Source organism: uncultured Parasphingorhabdus sp., from assembly GCF_963975555.1.
Lineage (GTDB): Bacteria > Pseudomonadota > Alphaproteobacteria > Sphingomonadales > Sphingomonadaceae > Parasphingorhabdus.
Map to the genome: position 1 here is coordinate 219996 of NZ_CAXBHH010000002.1, position 18582 is coordinate 238577.

At 54.5% G+C, this 18582-nt stretch carries 18 protein-coding genes and 1 tRNA gene; 2 read left to right on the top strand and 17 right to left on the bottom strand.

Annotation, left to right across the window (positions count from 1 at the left end; translation table 11 throughout):
• The first annotated feature begins 161 nt into the window (after positions 1-161).
• On the top strand, positions 162-3113 hold the full coding sequence (locus tag AAC060_RS06410) for a TonB-dependent receptor (protein ID WP_339824164.1): 2952 nt from the start codon (positions 162-164) through the stop codon (positions 3111-3113).
• A gap of 82 nt (positions 3114-3195) precedes the next feature.
• Here the strand turns inward: AAC060_RS06410 and AAC060_RS06415 are convergent, their stop codons facing one another.
• The 8 genes from AAC060_RS06415 to AAC060_RS06450 form a co-directional block, all read right to left on the bottom strand.
• Positions 3196-3495 (bottom strand): excalibur calcium-binding domain-containing protein, encoded by a 300-nt coding sequence (locus tag AAC060_RS06415; protein WP_339824165.1) that lies wholly within the window; start codon positions 3493-3495, stop codon positions 3196-3198.
• A gap of 197 nt (positions 3496-3692) precedes the next feature.
• Positions 3693-3768: transfer RNA gene (locus AAC060_RS06420), tRNA-Thr, on the bottom strand.
• Positions 3769-3798: 30 nt separating this feature from the next.
• Positions 3799-4671 carry a hypothetical protein gene (locus tag AAC060_RS06425; protein WP_339824166.1) on the bottom strand — a complete coding sequence of 291 codons (873 nt, stop codon included), beginning with the start codon at positions 4669-4671 and terminating at the stop codon, positions 3799-3801.
• 85 nt (positions 4672-4756) lie between these two features.
• Entirely contained in the window at positions 4757-5959 is a 1203-nt protein-coding gene (locus AAC060_RS06430; protein ID WP_339824168.1) for a mechanosensitive ion channel, read from the bottom strand.
• 159 nt (positions 5960-6118) lie between these two features.
• Positions 6119-7114, bottom strand: a complete 996-nt coding sequence (locus tag AAC060_RS06435) for an NADPH:quinone oxidoreductase family protein (RefSeq protein ID WP_339824170.1) — start codon at positions 7112-7114, stop codon at positions 6119-6121.
• Positions 7111-8514 (bottom strand): serine hydrolase, encoded by a 1404-nt coding sequence (locus AAC060_RS06440; RefSeq protein WP_339824171.1) that lies wholly within the window; start codon positions 8512-8514, stop codon positions 7111-7113. The genes AAC060_RS06435 and AAC060_RS06440 overlap by 4 nt, the downstream gene beginning before the upstream one ends.
• Positions 8495-9763 carry a replication-associated recombination protein A gene (locus AAC060_RS06445; RefSeq protein WP_339824172.1) on the bottom strand — a complete coding sequence of 423 codons (1269 nt, stop codon included), beginning with the start codon at positions 9761-9763 and terminating at the stop codon, positions 8495-8497. Before AAC060_RS06445 ends, AAC060_RS06440 begins: the two co-directional genes overlap by 20 nt.
• A 53-nt stretch (positions 9764-9816) precedes the next feature.
• Complete coding sequence (locus tag AAC060_RS06450; protein ID WP_339824174.1) at positions 9817-10998, bottom strand: glycosyltransferase family 1 protein; 1182 nt, start codon at positions 10996-10998, stop codon at positions 9817-9819.
• A 169-nt stretch (positions 10999-11167) separates the two neighbouring features.
• On the opposite strand from AAC060_RS06450, the gene AAC060_RS06455 reads away from it, so the two are divergent.
• Entirely contained in the window at positions 11168-11716 is a 549-nt protein-coding gene (locus AAC060_RS06455; RefSeq protein WP_339824716.1) for an MOSC domain-containing protein, read from the top strand.
• 5 nt (positions 11717-11721) lie between these two features.
• Here AAC060_RS06455 and AAC060_RS06460 read toward each other — a convergent pair whose 3' ends face one another.
• The 9 genes from AAC060_RS06460 to tsaB form a co-directional block, all read right to left on the bottom strand.
• A complete protein-coding gene (locus AAC060_RS06460; RefSeq protein WP_339824176.1) occupies positions 11722-12657 on the bottom strand; it encodes a hemolysin family protein in 936 nt (311 codons plus the stop codon).
• Positions 12658-12678: 21 nt separating this feature from the next.
• On the bottom strand, positions 12679-13185 hold the full coding sequence (gene ybeY / locus AAC060_RS06465) for an rRNA maturation RNase YbeY (protein ID WP_339824178.1): 507 nt from the start codon (positions 13183-13185) through the stop codon (positions 12679-12681).
• Positions 13172-14203, bottom strand: coding sequence for a PhoH family protein (locus tag AAC060_RS06470; RefSeq protein WP_339824180.1), 1032 nt, complete (start codon positions 14201-14203; stop codon positions 13172-13174). Before AAC060_RS06470 ends, ybeY begins: the two co-directional genes overlap by 14 nt.
• On the bottom strand, positions 14203-15540 hold the full coding sequence (gene miaB, locus AAC060_RS06475) for a tRNA (N6-isopentenyl adenosine(37)-C2)-methylthiotransferase MiaB (RefSeq protein WP_339824181.1): 1338 nt from the start codon (positions 15538-15540) through the stop codon (positions 14203-14205). The genes AAC060_RS06470 and miaB overlap by 1 nt, the downstream gene beginning before the upstream one ends.
• Positions 15541-15549: 9 nt before the next feature.
• The gene (locus AAC060_RS06480; protein WP_339824182.1) at positions 15550-16329 is read right to left on the bottom strand and encodes a 1-acyl-sn-glycerol-3-phosphate acyltransferase; all 780 of its coding nucleotides are present in this window, start codon (positions 16327-16329) and stop codon (positions 15550-15552) included.
• Positions 16330-16375: 46 nt separating this feature from the next.
• Positions 16376-16798, bottom strand: coding sequence for a Fur family transcriptional regulator (locus tag AAC060_RS06485; RefSeq protein WP_339693446.1), 423 nt, complete (start codon positions 16796-16798; stop codon positions 16376-16378).
• A gap of 113 nt (positions 16799-16911) precedes the next feature.
• Positions 16912-17328, bottom strand: a complete 417-nt coding sequence (locus AAC060_RS06490; protein WP_339824184.1) for a MucR family transcriptional regulator — start codon at positions 17326-17328, stop codon at positions 16912-16914.
• 103 nt (positions 17329-17431) lie between these two features.
• Entirely contained in the window at positions 17432-17947 is a 516-nt protein-coding gene (gene rimI / locus AAC060_RS06495; protein WP_339824185.1) for a ribosomal protein S18-alanine N-acetyltransferase, read from the bottom strand.
• A 3-nt stretch (positions 17948-17950) separates the two neighbouring features.
• The gene (gene tsaB, locus AAC060_RS06500; RefSeq protein WP_339824186.1) at positions 17951-18577 is read right to left on the bottom strand and encodes a tRNA (adenosine(37)-N6)-threonylcarbamoyltransferase complex dimerization subunit type 1 TsaB; all 627 of its coding nucleotides are present in this window, start codon (positions 18575-18577) and stop codon (positions 17951-17953) included.
• Positions 18578-18582 lie beyond the last annotated feature (5 nt).

Consider the following 18582-nt stretch of genomic DNA (forward strand, 5'->3'; position numbering starts at 1 on the left):
TGCATCAAATCAACTGGCTAGGATGCAAAAATATAACGCGAAGGTGCAATTTTCGCATTTCAGGCTGGACTTAATCGCGCGATTAGTTGAATATCCGTTCATCGGGGGGATGAGTAAAAATGCCACTCTCCGATTTTAACGTTGGGATTTGGGAGAGAGAAATGCGTAAATCGCTATTATTAGCCGCTACAGCTATATCGACAATGTCCGTATCCGCCATGGCGCAGGACCGTGACGATGGGGTCATTGATGATAATGTAATTATCGTCACAGCACAGAGACAGGCGCAAAGCGCCCAGGATGTTCCGATTGCGGTATCGGCCTTTTCGGGGGCAGCACTGGAAGCCCAACAGATCGAAAATAGTTCCGATCTTCAACTGACGCTTCCCAACATCACTTTTACCAAAACCAACTTTACCAGTTCCAGTTTTACGATTCGCGGAATTGGCGATCTGTGTGTGGGTACATCTTGCGATCAGGCAACCGCTATCCACTTGAACGATCAGCCGCTATTCTCGACACGCCTTTTTGAAACAGAGTTTTTCGACCTCGAACGGGTCGAAGTGTTGCGCGGCCCGCAAGGTACATTGTTCGGACGGAACGCGACGGCGGGTGTGGTCAATGTCGTGACCGCCAAACCGAAATTGGGTCAGTTCGAGGCATCGGGTGACGTCGAATATGGCAATTATAATGCGATGAAAGTCAAAGGTATGATCAACATACCTATCGGCGAGAATGTCGCCTTTCGCGGAGCCGGCGTTTTTGTAAAGCGGGACGGCTATACTACCAATCTCAACGGCGGTCCTGATCTCGATGATCGGGAGCTTTATTCGTTGCGCGGAGCACTGCGCTTCGAGCCCACGCCGGATACCACTATTGACCTATATGCATCCTATTTCCGTGAAGACGACAATCGCATGCGGATCCAGAAGCAATATTGTCAACGCGACCCTACAGGTATCCTGGGTTGCCTGAACAATTCGCGCGATGCAGAATCGTTTAATGCAAATTCGACGTTTACTGCGGCTTTGTCATCACAGGAATTCCTCGCCATCCGCGGGATACCAACCGCATTTGCGCTGGGCAGCCTCTATGGGCCGGACCAATATGCAGGTATCGATGTTCCCGCCGACTCCAGAACGGTTAACACCGCTTTTACGCCGGAATATTTTACCAGCGAATTGACCTTCCAGGGCAAGATCGAGCATGATTTCGGTCCGATCAGTGCGCAGCTTTCCGGTACCTACCAGAAGGTGAAGCTGGATTCTCGGCAGGATTATAATAACAATATCGGTCGTCGCGACGGCTATGCACCTGCATTGAACACGCTTGCTGCAGCTGCTGCAGGTCTCATCCCTGGTCTGCCTGCGTCCTATTTTGCCCCGATTGCCGCTGCAATCATTCCTGATGGTCCGAATGGAGTCTTATGTACCTCAGATACCGATACCATCGGTCTCGGGGCATTCGGTGGAAACAGCAATTGTGCGACAACACCGCTGCAATATGACCGTTCGAACCAGTATAACAGCAGTTGGTCAGCGGAAGCGATCATCTCGAGCGACCTTGATGGACCGTTCAACTTTCTGGTCGGCGGTATTTACGCAGATTACAAACTGACCGAGAATAGCTATTATGTGAATGCTTTCGCGATCGACTATGTTGCAGGGTTGCTCGGCAGCTTTACTGCGCTTGGTGGTGCTTTGCCGCCATCGTTTCTGGGCACGCCATATTTCCGGAACAACACGGATGATTTAAAGGTCAAATCCTATGGTCTCTTCGGTGAAGTATATTTTGACGTCAGCGACAAGTTGAAACTGACGGGTGGTTTGCGTTATAATAATGACAAGAAAAATGTTCAGGCGCGTTCGACTCTGGCCAGCTTCCTTGTCCCTTATGGTCAAACAACTAATGCATTTGAATCTCCGTTTGTTGGATCTTTTGATGCCGATCCAGGTACAGCTGGCAACCAGATTTTCCAGAATCGGGAAGTCAAATTCAACGAAATTACAGGCCGTGCGATAATTGACTATAAAATAACCGACGATAATCTGATCTATGCCTCATATTCTCGTGGATATAAGTCAGGCGGTATAAACCCGCCATTGCAGCCTATTTTCGAGGTTCCTGAATCGTTCGCTCCAGAGCAGGTCGATGCGTTTGAAATCGGATCAAAAAATACATTTGGCGATGGAGCGCTGCAACTTAACGTGACGGCATTCTACTATAAATATAAAGACCTGCAGCTCAGCAAGATTGTTGCACGGACGGCGGTTAACGAGAATATTGACGCCGATATCTACGGTGCGGAGGTCGAGGCAATCGTTCGCCCTGATCCGGACTGGATGATCAATCTGGGTTTCAGCTATCTCCATACCGAAGTCAAAGGGGATACGTTTAACAGCGATCCTCGCGACTTTGGTGGTGCCCGGTCAGACGCGGTAATCATCAAGGATATTACCAACGCATCCAATTGTGCGGTAGCTTCGACGTCCGGTAACGCAGCAGGAGTGAATGCCTTCGTCAACACGATCAATACTGTGATCAATGCTGGTCTGGTACCTGGTGTCGCTGCTGGTGCAAATCTACAGCCGACCACAGCCTTTCCAGCGAACGGTAATATTGCTTCGACCGGAGCATTCGGCCTTTGTAGCGTTTTGGAAGCTGCAGCTGCCGGTGCGTTTATAGGTGGTGGAGTTGATCCAGCGGCATTTGGCGGGGTTGAATATTTCGCAGCCGGTGTGCCGAAGAATATTCGTGGAAATACGTTGCCACAAGCGCCGCAGCTGAAATTCTCTGCTGGGGTTCAATATACGATGAACTTTGACAACGGCATGAGCCTGGTTCCACGTGTGGATCTTGCTTATACGGGTGAAAGCTTCGGCAGTATCTTCAACGGCAATGTCAACCGGATCAAAGGCTATGCGCAGGCAAACGCCCAGATCCAGCTGAACGGAACCGATGATCGCTGGTATGTTCGCGGATTTGTCCAGAATCTGTTCGACAGCAACTCGGAAACCGGACTTTATGTGACGGATCAGTCATCAGGCCTGTACACCAACGTGTTCACGCTTGAACCACGCCGCTACGGTATCGGTGCCGGCTTCAAGTTCTGATTTGAAGCAAAGATAAAATGAAGAAGCCCTGCCGGGAAACCGGCGGGGCTTTTTGTTGCTCTGTGGAAATGCCCGGGTTTGCTTATTCGCAAGCTATCCCGTCACCGTCTCCATCGAGATGCCGGCCATAGCCGCGCTGGCCCCGAAATATCGGTGTTGGTCCGGCCACTCTGGCCGCAGCGCAATTGGGATAATAGTCCCGCGTGCCCGTTGGCAGAGCGGGCTGCGGCGCGCTGGTGCCACCGCCATGACAGTGTCTGCCGCCATTTTTGCGATCATTATGACAACCGTCGGCCGCCGTCCTGCCTCCATGCGCTTCCGCGTGACTAATGGGGATTATCGAGAACGCCAGTATCCAGATTATTCTGTTGAGAATCGGCATCCGGAAATCGTAGGCCGAAAAGGTCAAATATCGATGAACTTGATATCACGAAATCGTCATCGAAACGGTTTCGAGGCCAAGCGTGACGTGGCGGGCAATATCAGAAGCAAATCGTGGTGGCGGGGCGACAGGCCCTTGCTTGCGCTGCGGGATTTTTGCGGTCGTCGATCCCCCGGATCGACTTTACTCCGCAAAAATGGTGCCGAATATCCGACTCGAACGGATGACCTACCGCTTACAAGGCGGTTGCTCTACCAGCTGAGCTAATTCGGCATGCACTGGATTTGCTCGGCGCTATTAGCGTCAAACCACGCCAAAGGTCCAGCCCTCTTTTTGCGCAATCTCTTCGGTCATCGCAGGCGGGCTCCAAAGCGCGGGATTGCCTGCGACCTGCTTCATCCAGGCGGCGGTAATCAGCGCATCGGTGCTATGGTCGTCATAGCGCCTTAATCTGGCTGGCGGAGTCGTTTTTAACTGCACCAGAGCGTTTGTGAGGCCAGCGCGATCGCGCACCTTGCTGCGTCCCTTCGGCAGGCCTGCTGCCAGCGCCGCTACCGTTGTATAGATTTCGACGATGACCGGTCCGCGATCGGGAATAGGGTCGAAGGGCCAGACCGGAACGGCGCCGCCGAGCCGGTGCAGCATCCGCATGCCGGTCAGGCTCGATTTTCCGACCTGCGCTGCCCCGACCAGATTGAAGCAACTGGCGCTATTGGCTTGCTTGGTTGCGCGCTGATAACGTTCGACTTCACGCAGGCGTCCGACACCATGTTCAAACAGATCACCGACATGTTCCCGGCTGTGACGGAAATGGCGCTTGGGATGTTCGTGGGCAAGAAAACTGCCGACGCCCAAATGGGGATCATCGCCGCATATCAAGTCCACCTGACTCCACAGATCCTTCGCATTGTCCGGGCTCTGGCTCCATTCCGGGAAATAGGCCTGCTTGTCGACAAAGGGGAGCGCCATGGAGAGATCAAAACCGATCAATATGTCCTGACGGCTTTCTGCGAGGCGGAAAAGCCATTCTAGAACATCTGCCCGTGACCAGCGGGGTTTCGGGGATAGCAGGGCAGGCGGACCGTTGGGACCGACGACCGCCACTGCAATCCCGTCCGGACGCTCCGTCTTTGCGCCCGACCAGTCGACGCAGGCAAAATGGGAAAAGCTTCGCACCGCAATCGTCTAGCGGAACATGGGGGCAAAAGAAAAGGGCAGGCCCATCGGACCCGCCCTTGTTCTCCATTTTTCTGACCAGTGCCTATTTTTTGACGACTGTTTTCCGTACCGGAGCTTTCCGTACCGCTGGTTTTTTCGCAGCAGGTGCTTTCGGCTTCGGCGGGTTGGCGTAGAGATTTTCCAACAATTTGCCGGCAACGTGGCGTCCACCCCAGCCAAAGGCCAGTGCAGCAGCAGCAGCGCCGCCGATGACCAAGGCCGTGAACGCGGTTTGTACGATTTCCTGTCCGACACCCATGAACTGAAGGCCCATGAAGGTGAACAATATGATCGTCGCATAGCGCACAATCGTAGAAGCCAGACTGCCTTCATCCGTGCCGCCGACAATTCGGGACAGCAGGTTGGCGATCAGGAAGCCGACTGCGATCACGATCGAGCCGAAGATAACTCTTCCGCCGAGCTCGAGAACCTGGTCAAGAATTGACGTCAGTTCTGCAAATCCGAGCAAGCGCATCGCTGCAATCGCGAAGAACAGCATGATCGCTACCTGCGCAATTCTTGCCAGTACCGCCGTCAGTGACGTTGTCGCAGGCAGGATATCGAGAGCAGCTACCGACTGGTCAACACCCAGACCGGGCAGTATTTCCGTGATGATCTGAACCACGAACTTGCTGATCAAATAGCCGATACCAAGGATGATAGCAGCGCCGATGATGTTCGGGATTGCTTCAAGGATCATGCGGAGCATATCGCTGGCTGGTCCTGAAACCGATTCCAGATTGAGTGCTTCCAGAGCCAGAATCGCGATCGGGATAATAATCAGAACATAGATGATGGTTCCGATCGTCTTGCTGATCGTCGAATTGCCGGTAACCGCATCGATACCGCCACGATTGGCCCATTTGTCGAAATCCACAGTCTGCAAAGCGGTCACGACAAGGTCGCGAACGATCCGTGCAACCACCATTCCGATGAAGAATATGATCGCAGCACCCAGCAGGTTGGGAACAAAACCCATGATGCTGTTGAGGAGGGTCTGGATGGGTGCGTCGACGCCGCCCAGTCCGAGAACGCGCAGGATGATTAGTAATCCGAACAGCCAGATCAGCAGGGATACAATCTTGCCCAGTGATTCACCGACTGACGTGCCGGCTGAAGTGTCGCGTTGGAGAAAGGTCACGTTGTCGACCAGTTTGGCAAAGGTCCATTTGGCCGCTTTGCCCAAAATCCATGTGCCAACCAGAATGATCAGGGCCAAGCCCAGTTTTTCACCCCATATCATCATCAACTCCGTATCTAGAGCATAATTGCCTATTCGCATCCCATCCATGTAGCTTCCCCTATCTTTCAGTTAATTCGCAGGATTGTGAATAGCACATTTCTTAACAAATGGACAGGAATCAATAAACACTATGAAATTTGGCCGCGTAAAAACTCGTAAAGATCAAGAACTTGTCTTCATCTCGACGACAACCCGTCCGATTGCTTCGCGCTGTTCGAGCACCGAAAGCGCTTTTATTGTTTCATTCAGAGGGAAGGAATGAGAAATATATGGTTGCATTATGCCATCCGCTGCCAATTCTCTCAGCGCCGCGCTTTGGCGTTTTGCCAATGCCGGATCGCGGCGGGGGCTTTCGCCAGCACGGACGCCGATCAGGCTGTAGGTCTTGATCATGACATGATTTGCCGGAAAGGATGGAATCCCGCCGCTGGCAAAGCCGACGATAAGATATCTCCCGTCCCAGGCGATCGCGCGGGTAGCGGTCAAGGCAAGGTCGCCACCGACCGGATCAAAGACGACATCAACGCCTTTTCCGTCGGTGAATTGCTTGACCTTGGCGGCCAGATCCTTGTCGGCAGGATTCAGAACATGATCAGCGCCTGCTTGGCGGATGGCGTCTCGCTTTTCTTCAGTGGACCCGGTGCCGATCACTGTCGCACCGATATGCTTTGCCATTTTGACGGCTGCCATGCCGACACCCCCGCTTGCGCCGAGAACGAGGACGCTCTCCGCCGGTTGCAGATGCCCGCGTGCGATCAGAGCATGCCAGGCGGTCGATGCTCCGGTTTGCCAGCAGGCGCCTTGGCTGAAGGTAAGAGCCGGGGGCAGAGGAGAGACGGCAGCTTCGTTGACAATCCATTGCTCGGCCAGTGCACCGCCTTTGCCTCCGGCCATGACGCGATCACCGGGCTTTATGCCCTGGACATCCGGTGCCACTTCGATGACTTCGCCGGCCGCTTCCAGTCCGGGCACGAAGGGTGGATCCGGACGGAATTGATATTTGCCGTGGGTCATCAGCAGATCGGGGAAGTTCAGGCCGGCTGCCTTCACTGCGATACGCACTTCTCCGGATGCTAATGGTCTGGCTTCTCTGGTCTGCATCTGGATAGATTCGGGACCGGTCAGAGCGGTGCAGATTGCCCCACGAAAAGAGGTCACGGTGCTAGAGCTTTCACGATATCACGCGTAAATGCCGCAATATCGAACCGGCCATCGCCGGAGTCATAGCCACGGCGAACGATCACAAGGTCCATGGAGGGGATGATCACCAGATATTGTCCGCGATTGCCAAAGGCGGCGAGTGTATCCTTCGGAACGCCGGCTGACTTGTTCATCAGCCAGAATGTAGCACCATAGCCGAAATCACCATCCGGCTGCGGTCCGGACGCGGCGCTGACATAATCCCGCCAGTCTTCCGGCAGCAGTCGTTCGCCGTTCCAGACCCCATTGTTGAGATAAAGCTGGCCGAGCCGCCCGAGATCGCGCGCCGTGGTCCAGACCTGGCTGGAGAGGATATAATTGTCCTGCCAGTCGGTTTCGACATAGGTGCGGGTCATGTCCAGCTTCTGGAAGAAGGCGACGGGATCGAAGTCATGCTTCTCCGGCATATAGTTGCCAAGCTTGTTTCTCTTGTCTTCATGGGCAGCCTGGGCTGCGAGCACTGCCAGTAATATGTCATTATTGGCGTAGCGAAACTTCGTGCCCGGCTGTTCGAGTAAGGACCAGCTGGTGGCCTGCTGGCTAACGCTGGTAGCACCCATGTAAATGCCATCGGTGCGGTTGCCGGCGGTGTCGCTGGTCAAGCCGCTGGCCATGCGCATGAGATTATCCAGGGTGATCGCGCTGCGCGGATCGCCAAATTTTTGCCATTGGGGTAAAGCGGCTTTGGCGCCCACATGGGCCATATTCTGCTGCACCGAATGGCCGATCAGAGTCCCGGCGATAGATTTGGCAACTGACCATGTCCGTTGCCCAGTGTGCAGATCATGGCCGGCTTTATATTGTTCGGCGATAATCCCGTTGTTGTGCACTATCAGGACGGCGCTTGTTTTGCTACCTTCGCCGTAAGTGCTGGCATCGAACGCCTTTTCCGTCACAGCGCGGGCGGCAAATTGCGAAGCGCTTTTTACCGGGGCAGGGGTGATATCGCCCATCGGCCATGGACGATCATCGGCGAACACTCGGGCTTTAACCGGCGCACCGGTTTTGAGTCCGGCAGATCCAATCGGCATGGATGTGCAACCGCTGCTGCGATTCCAGATGGCGACGCGAGGCGGCGCATCATCGGCAAAGGCGACACGGACCTGCCGTTCACTCTCGTCGATTTCTTCCGGCAAGGTAGGTACGATATCCGCGATCCGGTCATATATACCGGTCAATTCATCTGCCTTGATATCGGCGAGCGATTTTCCGCCGTTCCACAGGCCTGAACAGATAAACTGGGCTTTATATCCTGCAGCCAGCGCTCGGTCATAGCGTGTGGGCTCTTTCTCTTGGGCAAAGGCGTTGATCGGCAACAACGCGCCCAAGGCACAAATACTAACCAGCTTTTTCAGCACGCAATTTCTCCCAATAATCCAGGCGTTCGCGGATCTTATGTTCAAAGCCCCGATCTACAGGCTGGTAGAAATTCTGGGGCTGCATTTCTTCCGGCCAGTAATTGTCGCCCGAAAAGCCGTCGTCACTTTCATGATCATAGCTATAGCCCGAGCCATAGCCGATTTCCTTCATCAGCTTGGTCGGGGCGTTGAGAATATTCTGCGGAGGCATCAGCGAGCCGGTGTCCCGCGCGGATTTCCATGCGGATTTCTGGGCGTTGTAGGCAGCATTGGATTTTGGTGCGGTTGCGCAATAGAGGCAGGCCTGGACAATTGCCAGTTCGCCTTCCGGACTGCCGAGAAATTCATAGGCCTGTTTCGCGGCCAGCGCCTGCACCAGCGCCTGCGGATCGGCCATCCCGATATCCTCGACGGCAAAACGAACGATCCGGCGCAGCAGGAACAGTGGCTGTTCTCCCGCCACCAGCATCCTTGCCAGATAATAAAGCGAGGCCTGGGGGTCCGACCCCCGCAACGCTTTGTGCAGCGCCGAGATGAGATTGTAATGACCCTCGCGATCCTTGTCATAGACCGCCATCCGGCGGTGCAGGATTTTTGCCAGCTGGTGAGGGTCGAGAGGGTCTTTGATATCCAGCGAAAACAGCGTCTCGGCCTGATTGAGCAGAAACCGGCCGTCTCCGTCTGCGCTGGCGATCAGCGCCTCTCTCGCATTGACGGTTAGCGGGAGGGATTTGTCTTCGATTGTTTCCGCTTTTTCCAGAATCTGGCCAAGGGCCGCTTTATCCAGTCGATTGAGAATAAGCACCTGCGCACGGCTAAGCAGAGCGGCATTGAGTTCAAAGGACGGGTTTTCGGTTGTCGCTCCGACCAGCACTACCGTACCGCGCTCGACATAAGGCAGGAAACTATCCTGCTGCGAACGATTGAAGCGGTGGATCTCGTCGACAAACAATAAGGTCGCCTTGCCCGACTGAAACCGCATCTCGGCCTCGGCAAAGACTTTTTTGAGTTCCGCCACGCCGGAGAAGACCGCCGATATTGCCTTGAAATGCAATTCGGTCTGATCGGCCAACAACCGCGCTAGGCTGGTTTTTCCCGTCCCCGGAGGCCCCCACAATATGATCGAGGATAGTCTTCCCGCTGCGATCATCCGGCCAATAGTGCCGTCGGTGCCCACCAGATGGTCCTGCCCGACGATGTCGGCCAGTTGGCGCGGCCGCAACCGGTCGGCCAAGGGTGCCTCGGGCATATTGTCTGGTTCGCCTTGCTGGTCCTTTTTATCGTCAAACAGGCCTTGCATGGTCAGCGGACGGCAGCCTGTTTGATCGGACCATGACCGGCTTGGCGCTGACGCACCAGTCGTACATAGGTTTGCGCGACGGCATTGTTGATCTGGTCCCAGCTATATTCTTCCGCGCGTTTTTCTCCGGCGGAACCGTGGGCGTTGCGCACGTCAATATTCTCGCAATAGAGTTGCAGTGCATCCGCAAATTCCCGAATTGCGCCCGGTCTGACGAGCTTGCCGGAATCGTTATGCTTGACCAGGCTCTGGCTGCCGGTTGCCTTTGCAGCGACGACCGGTAGCCCGCAGGCCATTGCTTCGAGTGTGACATTGCCAAAGGTCTCGGTAACCGAAGGATTGAACAACATATCCATGCTGGCAACCGCGCGGCCAAGATCGCTGCCTTGCTGGAACCCGGCAAAAATGGCGCCGGGAATTCTTTCTTCGAACCACTGCTTGGCCGGTCCTTCTCCGATGACGACTATTTTATGCGTCACCTTGCGGCGTTTGAGTTCATCAATTGTGTCGGAAAAGACATCGAGACCCTTTTCCATCACCAACCGTCCGAGGAAACCAATGACCGGTTCATCGTCTGCGATGCCCAATGACCTACGCCATGCCATATCCCGGTGACTGGAATTGAATATCTCGCGGTCGACGCCACGCGACCAGATGCCGACGTCATAGTTCATCCGCTGGTCGCGGAGAACTTGGGCCATTGACTCGGACGGTGCCACCAGCGCATCGCATCGCCGATATAGTCGTCGCAAAATCGCTTCGATCACCGGTTCCAGAAAGGCGAGATTATAATAGCGGGGGTAGGTCTCGAACCGCGTGTGTACAGAAGCGAGGACAGGAATATTCTCGCGACGCGCCCACGATACCATCTTGTGGCCTACCCGGTCGGGACTCGATATCTGCATGATATTAGGATTGAATTGTTCGAGATCCTTGCGCACATCGCTGGAAATGCGGGTCGGAAAGCGATATTCACCGCGTCCGGGAAAGGCGACGGAAGGTACGCTGATCAGATCACCGGTCGGTTCAAACGCCGGCGTGTCGGTGGTTGGCGAATAGACCCGAACGGCGGCTCCCTGACGTAGCAGATAATCCACAAGCCGGTTGAGCGCCTGATTGGCGCCGTCGCGTACGAAATTATAATTGCCGCTATAAAGAGCAATGCGAAGGTCACTGATTTCCATAGCCGCCTTCAAGCATAGTCAGCGGGGAATTGCCAATATGAACTTGCTCCGCTAGCAAGCTGTGATGATACGGACCCAGCTCGACCAATTGTTGATAGGCACCCCGAAACCATTTCGCGATGATGGCGAAATGAGCGCGATAGCCAAAATGTCGACGGATGATGCCGCGATGCTCGGCTTTGAAGGCCTCGAAGGCAATCAGGTTGGCGATCCGCTCCGGCACGGCGGCCGTGACAAGGCGGTTCATCTCTATGCGGCCGAACATTATGCGTTCTGGCAGGAAAAATATCCAGATCTGAACCTGTTGGAGCGGCCCGGCGCATTTGGTGAAAATTTCAGCTGCACCGGATTGACCGAAGATCGGCTTTGCCTTGGCGATATCTTTCGCTTGGGGGACGCGCTGATCGAGTGCAGCCATGCCCGGCAGCCGTGCTGGAAGCTCAATCATCGCTTTGGCAAAGCGGACGTTATGAAAACCGTTGTGAAGACGGGGAAATCAGGAAGCTATTTCCGCGTTCTGGAAACAGGCATGGTGCGGGCAGGGGACGACTTCGTTCAGCAGGGTCGGCCGTTGCCCGAATGGCCGCTTGACCGGCTGTTCGACCTGATCATCGGCGGTCAGCACAAGGGGCGAAACGCTGAACTCAGGGCGCTGTCAAATAACCCGTTGCTTGCAGAAAACTGGCGTGCTCGTGCTGAACAGCTGGCGGTGAACTGAACCTGCTATCCGTGAACCTGTTCTGGCGGGTGCAGACGCAATTTGGTCACCCGGCGATCGTCGGCTTCGGTAATTTCCAATATCCAGCCGCTCGGATGCTCTAGTCTTTCTCCGACCGCAGGAATGTGTCCGGCAAGGACGAAGCAAAGCCCGCCGATCGTATCGACATCCTCGTCAATTTCTTCCAGCGCCGGATCGATGGCTACTCCGACATTATCCAGTTCTGCGCGGGCATCTGCTTCCCATATGCCATCGTCCAGCTTGACCAGCATCGGGACCGGTTCGTCATCATGTTCGTCTTCAATCTCGCCGGTGATTTCCTCGACAATATCCTCGATCGTAACCAGACCTTCGGTGCCGTTATATTCGTCAAAAATGATCGCCAGATGGGTGCGGGTTGCGCGCATTTCTGCCAGCAGATCGAGTACGCCCATGGATTCCGGAACGAAGCGAGGCTGCCGGAGAAATGGGGTTATATCGTCCGGATGTTTTCCGCCTTTGGCGACAATTGCGAAGATATCCTTGATATGGATCATGCCGATAATATTGTCGAGATTCTCGCGATAGACCGGAATGCGGCTATGGCCGTGTTCGGAAAAAATATCGACAAAGTCGCTAAACGGGGAGCTTTCCTCGATAGCGATCATGTCGGCCCGGGGAACGGCTATATCGTCAACCCGGTTCTCGCTGAAATGCAGCATATTGCGCAACATTTCGAGTTCCAGCGATGATACGTCCTGTCGGCCATTGGGATCGGCTTCGGCATCACTCTCATGGTCATCAATGACTTCTTCGATCTGCGCGCGCAGACTATTATCTTCGGTATTGCCGAATAGCAGAGCCTTCAGGCTCCGCCATATTCGCCCAGGCTCGTCATCTTCCTTGGATTGGCCACTGTTGCGAATCACGCCCGTGCCATTTTCCTTTTCAACGTCACTCATAGTATTTCTTGATTACCCGCTTTACGTCTGTTCTGCGTAGGGATTGGCAATGCCCAATGTTGCCAAGGCATTGATTTCGCAATTTTCCATCATCCCCGCATCGATCTCGTTCTCGTGATCATATCCTAGCAAATGCAGCGACCCGTGCACAATCAAATGTGTAATATGGTCGGAAAAGGAAATCTCCTTGGCGGAGGCCTCGTCGCGACAGGTCTCATATGCCAGGATTATATCCCCGAGCAAGGCCTCTCCGTCGTCGGTATTCGCGAGCGCTTCGAGCAGGTCTGGCTGGATCTGGGGAAAGGACAAGACGTTGGTTGGCTTGTCCTTGCCGCGATAAGCCTTGTTCAGAGATTGGACATCGGCATTGTCCGAGAGCTTGACACTTAGCTCCATTTCAAAATTCCGGGACAAGAGATCGGCATGGGAGGACGCGGCGATGCCGGCCTTCGCCGCCCGCGCGGCCAATTCCGTCCAGTCCTGTTCATTTCCCCATTCGGGAGACGCAATCAGTTCAGTCTGCAGCATCTTTGCCTTCATAGGCTTCGACGATTTTTCCGACCAGCGGGTGGCGGACGACGTCGCCGGCGCCAAATTCGACTACGCTGACTCTTTCGATATCCTTCAACTTGGATACGGCATCGGCAAGCCCTGAGACCGCTTCTTTTGGAAGGTCGACCTGTTTGGGGTCTCCGCAAATCACCATCCGGCTGTTCATGCCAAAGCGGGTCAGAAACATTTTCATCTGCGCCGCTGTTGTATTTTGCGCCTCGTCGAGAATGACAAAGGCGTCGGCGAGAGTGCGTCCGCGCATGAAGGCGATCGGAGCGATCTCTATTTCGCCGCTCTCGATACGTCTTTCCACCTGCTCCGCGGGAAGCGTGTCATATAGCGCGTCGTAAAGGGGGCGCAGAAACGGATCGACCTTTTCTTTCAAATCACCTGGAAGAAAACCGATCTTCTCGCCCGCTTCGACGGCAGGGCGCGAAAGAATGAGCCGGTCGACAGAACCGCTAACTAGCTGGGAAACGGCTTGCGCCACCGCCAGATAGGTTTTGCCGGTTCCTGCAGGGCCAAGAGCAAAAATCATATCGTCGCGAGCGAGGGCCTCCATATAATGGGCCTGCCGGACGGAACGCGGGAAAATGGTTTTCTTGCGCGTCCGGATCATCACCTTCGGTGCATCAGCGACGTCGTTTTTCGTGGTTTTGCCGTTACCAGCAGATTGCTTTGCTACCTTGGCGACGCGCGGGTCGGCCGCCATGGCGATGATCGCCTCGACTGCGCCATTGTCAATTTCCTGACCCTGTTCCAGACGATTGTAGATTCCGGTGAGAACATCCCGCGCTTGCGAGACGGCTTCTGCCTCGCCTTCGATTTTCAGCTTCGTTCCGCGAGCAGCGATATAGACACCAAGACGGTTTTCGATCGCCACGATATTCCGGTCATATTCGCCGAACAGATCGCCCAGTATCTGAGGATCTTCGAATTCCAGATCGAGTTTTACGATGTTTCCGGCGGATCCGGCTTTTGTTTTCTGGACCATCAGGCGGCCATTCTTTCTCTGATTTCGCCGGTGAGGCTGTTCGGGCCGGCGCGGGTGACTTCGACTTCAACCAAATCGCCAATCTTCAGATCGGGCGAGACGATATGCAGCGATTGCAGCCATGGCGTCTTGCCGATCAACTGGCCATCCAGCTTGCCTTGCCGTTCGAGCAATATATCGGTCGTGCGGCCCACGGTTTGCTGGTTGAACGCATATTGCTGTTCGTTCAGCAATGCTTGCAATCTCTGCAAACGCTCGTCCATGACTTCCGGTGCGATCTGGTCGTCCATTCCCGCTGCCGGCGTACCGGGGCGAGGAGAATATTTGAACGAGAATGCCTGGGAATATTGCGCGTCCCGGACGATCTGGAGGGTTTCCTCGAAATCCTGATCGGTTTCACCCGGGAAGCCGACTATGAAGTCGCCCGAAAGCGCGACATCGGGCCGCACCGCACGCATTTGCTCGAGAATGGTGAGATAGCTTTGCACACTGTGCGAGCGGTTCATCGCTTTCAGGATGCGGTCGCTGCCGGACTGGACGGGCAGATGGAGGAAGGGCATCAGCTTGGCAACTTCGCCATGCGCGGCGACCAGTCCTTCGGTCATGTCATTGGGATGGCTGGTCATGTAACGAATACGCTTCAGACCGGAAATTTGGTCGAGCGCCCGGATCAGGCCGTCGAGTCCCTGATGATTGCCCTTTTCGTCTTCGCCGGTCCAAGCATTGACATTCTGTCCGAGCAAAGTGATTTCGCGCGCGCCGCCGTCGACCAGAGCTTTTGCTTCATCGACAAGATCTGCCCAGGGACGGGAGATTTCTGCGCCACGAGTATAGGGAACCACGCAATAGGTGCAGAATTTGTCGCAACCTTCCTGCACCGTCAGGAATGCGGTTGGCCGTGCCTGTTTCCCGCGTGATGGCAGGACATCAAATTTCGATATGGCGGGCATGTCCGTGTCGAGCGCTTTCTTGCCCGATCTCGCGGTTGCCATCAGTTCCGGCAGCCGGTGATAGGCTTGCGGTCCAACGACGATATCGACGCTGGGTGCGCGGCGGGAGATTTCTTTCCCCTCGGCCTGCGCGACGCAGCCCGCGACCGCGATCATCGGACTGCTGCCGTCTTTTCTGCGCAACCGCCCGATATCGGAATAGACCTTGTCGACTGCCTTTTCCCGGATGTGGCAGGTATTCAGCACCACCAGATCGGCTTCTTCGCCATTTTCCGCGGCGCTCATGCCCTGATCGACGAGCAGTTCGGACATGCGCTCGCCGTCATAGACGTTCATCTGGCAGCCAAAGGATTTGATGTGGAATTTTTTAAGATCGGCTTGAGTCATAGAACACGCCTATACAATGGGTTTGCCCCCCAGGGAAGCCGAAAGCGGTTCGGCAATCCGTCGCCTGGCCTCGGCTGCGATATCTTTTCGCGACGAATAATGGTCAGGATCGAAGGGCTCCAGAAAATTGACTTCAACCAGAAAACTGCTGCGCCGCGTCAGCAGGCGCCAGGCATTTGACGGCGCGCTTTCTTCGCCCGTCCAGCTGACTTCATGCGCATATTCTCCGTAGTTGAGAAATATCGGTTGCACCAATATGCCCGGCGGGGGCGGCTCCAGCACTTTTAGCAGCGGCGCCTTGAATGGGAGCAGGGTCGAGCCATCGGTCGTCGTGCCTTCGGGAAAGATCGTGATCGCCCAGGTCTCCTCCAGAGCATCCCGCAACTGGTTGATTTGCTGGGCTATACCCATCCGGTCCGACCGGGAAACGAAGACGGTGTCATTGAGCCGGCAGAGCCAGCCGATGATCGGCCAGTTCCCGATTTCTTCCTTTGAAACAAAAGCGGTGCCGCTATGTCCGCCCAGAATCGCAATATCCACCCATGACAGATGATTGGATATGAAAAAGACATCCCGCCTTATCGGTATGCCCTTGATCTTGACTCGCGCACCGCATGCGAACGCTGCAATCTTCAGGAACGTTCGTGGCCAGGGATTGGGAAGCCGCAAAAGCCGCCAAATATAGTAAAATGGCACGCAGACGAACAGGGCAGCGAACAGCAGGATGATCCGCAGTGAAAATCTCAAATAGCCCAACGGCGTTGCTCCGTCCCACAGACGGTACGCCATTGGCTGGGTATCACAAGGTCGAGCCTCAGAATCGGGGTTGGGCACTTTATTTTTTTCTGGCGAGAGATACGCCATATAGCTCCATGCGGTGGTCAACCAGGCGATAGCCTAGTTTTTCTGCAATCTGCTTCTGCAGCGCTTCAAGCTCGGGATCGACAAATTCGATAACTTTTCCGGTTTCAACATCGATCAGATGATCATGGTGAGATTCAGGAACGGCTTCATAGCGGGCCCGACCATCGCCAAAATCGTGACGGTCCAATATGCCGGCTTCTTCAAACAGGCGAACCGTCCGGTAAACCGTTGCAATCGAAATGCGGGAATCTACCGCTGAGGCACGTTCATGCAGGGTTTCGACGTCCGGATGATCCTCGGCATCGGAAATGACACGCGCGATTACGCGACGCTGGTCAGTGATCCGCAACCCTTTTTCTGCACATAATGCTTCAAGATCAATTTTTTGTGGCATGGAGCCTTTCCGTTATCGTTGGGGAGACTCTATGCGGGGTGGAAGATATTGCAAAGCGAAAATTGCGGCAATATTGCCGCAATTTTCTAATTTCGATGCAATAGTGAAGTTATTTACTTCTTCGGACCCTTTTTCTTGCCGAGGCCGATAGCCTTGGCAAGCTGGCGGCGCTTCTCAGCATAATTGGGGGCGACCATCGGGTAATCGTTGGGCAGGCCCCATTTTGCGCGATAATCTTCCGGAGTCATGCTATAATGAGTCATCAGATGGCGCTTCAGCATTTTGAGCTTCTTGCCATCTTCCAGACAGACAACATAATCCGCTTTGATAGATGATTTAATCGGAACGGCAGGATCAGGGCGGGCCTGTTCCGCAGCTTTGCCGGAAAGACCGGCAAGAGCTCCATGAACACTGCTGATGATAATAGGTAAATCTGATACGGCGACGCTGTTGTTGCTAACATGCGCCGCAACGATATCTGAAGTGAGCGTAATAAGCGTCTCGTTCAGAGCGATTTCTTCCTCTGTCATAATATAGTACCTTTTTGCGACCATTATTATTATATTGCAATTCTTGCCGGCCGTTATTTACACGAACGAACACAGGCTGCAACAGTCAAACGTTCGAAATCATTTATCTTTTAAATAGGGGGGTGACGGCAGCTTTATAGGTTATCGCGTCGAATTTTTCCATATTCGGACCAGTGTAATAAGCTTTGCGTAACCCGATCTCGCGGAAACCAAATTTTGCGTAGAGTTTCCCCGCCGGGTTATTTGCCCGCATTTCCAGAAAAATATTAGAAACATCGTTTTCTCGAGCGATCAGGAACATCTGTTCGAGTAGCACATAGCCGACGCCGTGTTTCTGGCATTCCGGAGACACCGCAATCATCAGAAGCTCTTCCTCATCCGCTGCCTGACGGCTGATCACAAAACCACAGATTGTATCTTTCTGTCGTGCGATCAAAAGCTTCGCACTGGGCATTGCCAGCATCGACCGGCATTGGTGATGGTTCCAGCTTTCGCCATAGGTTTTGGGAAATGCAGCTTCCATAACCCGCATAACGTCACTCAAATTGCTGAAATCACCGGGGCCCACATCGATCGAAGCCGAATCAGGGGCTTCCCACGGCTTATGGCGACTGGCCATCGCTCAGGAGGCTTTCGCTGGCTGGGCGTCCGGTTTGCGTCCATAAACGGGTTTCGATGACATTTTTTTCATATCGCTCGCCACTAAAGAGATTTGCGAAGCATTTGGCAATATTGGATAGTGTTCAATTGTGCCGACTATCCCGGCAAGCTCCGTCGCGGCGGATCCGGCAATGATGTCGGCTTTGATCGATGCTGCTGCTTGCTCGGGGGTAAGTGAGGCAAACGGCTCCAGCGGTTCGCCGTTGCTGGAGAAATTCTGCAAAAAATATTCGCCATGGCCTGCAAGCATGGCCACGCAGACCGGTCGAACTGTTTCAAGCTGCTTCTGCGCCTGCGCCGCTACTAGCGCGAGGCAGGAGTAACCATGGATTTCCGCGCCCCAGGCCAGTGCCAAGGCTTTTGCCGCGGAAATGCCGATACGAACGCCGGTAAAACTGCCCGGTCCGCAATTCACCAGAATTTTATCCGCTTTGCCGCGGTCGGGAAGTTGCGCAATCGCCGGAATAAGCTTTTCCGCATGTCCTCGGCCGATTGCGGCATAGTCCGAAGCAATCAGTAGATCGCCTTCGAATAAAGCAACGGAACATGCGATGGTGGCCGTATCGATCGCGAGAAGGCGGTCGCCCATCAAAC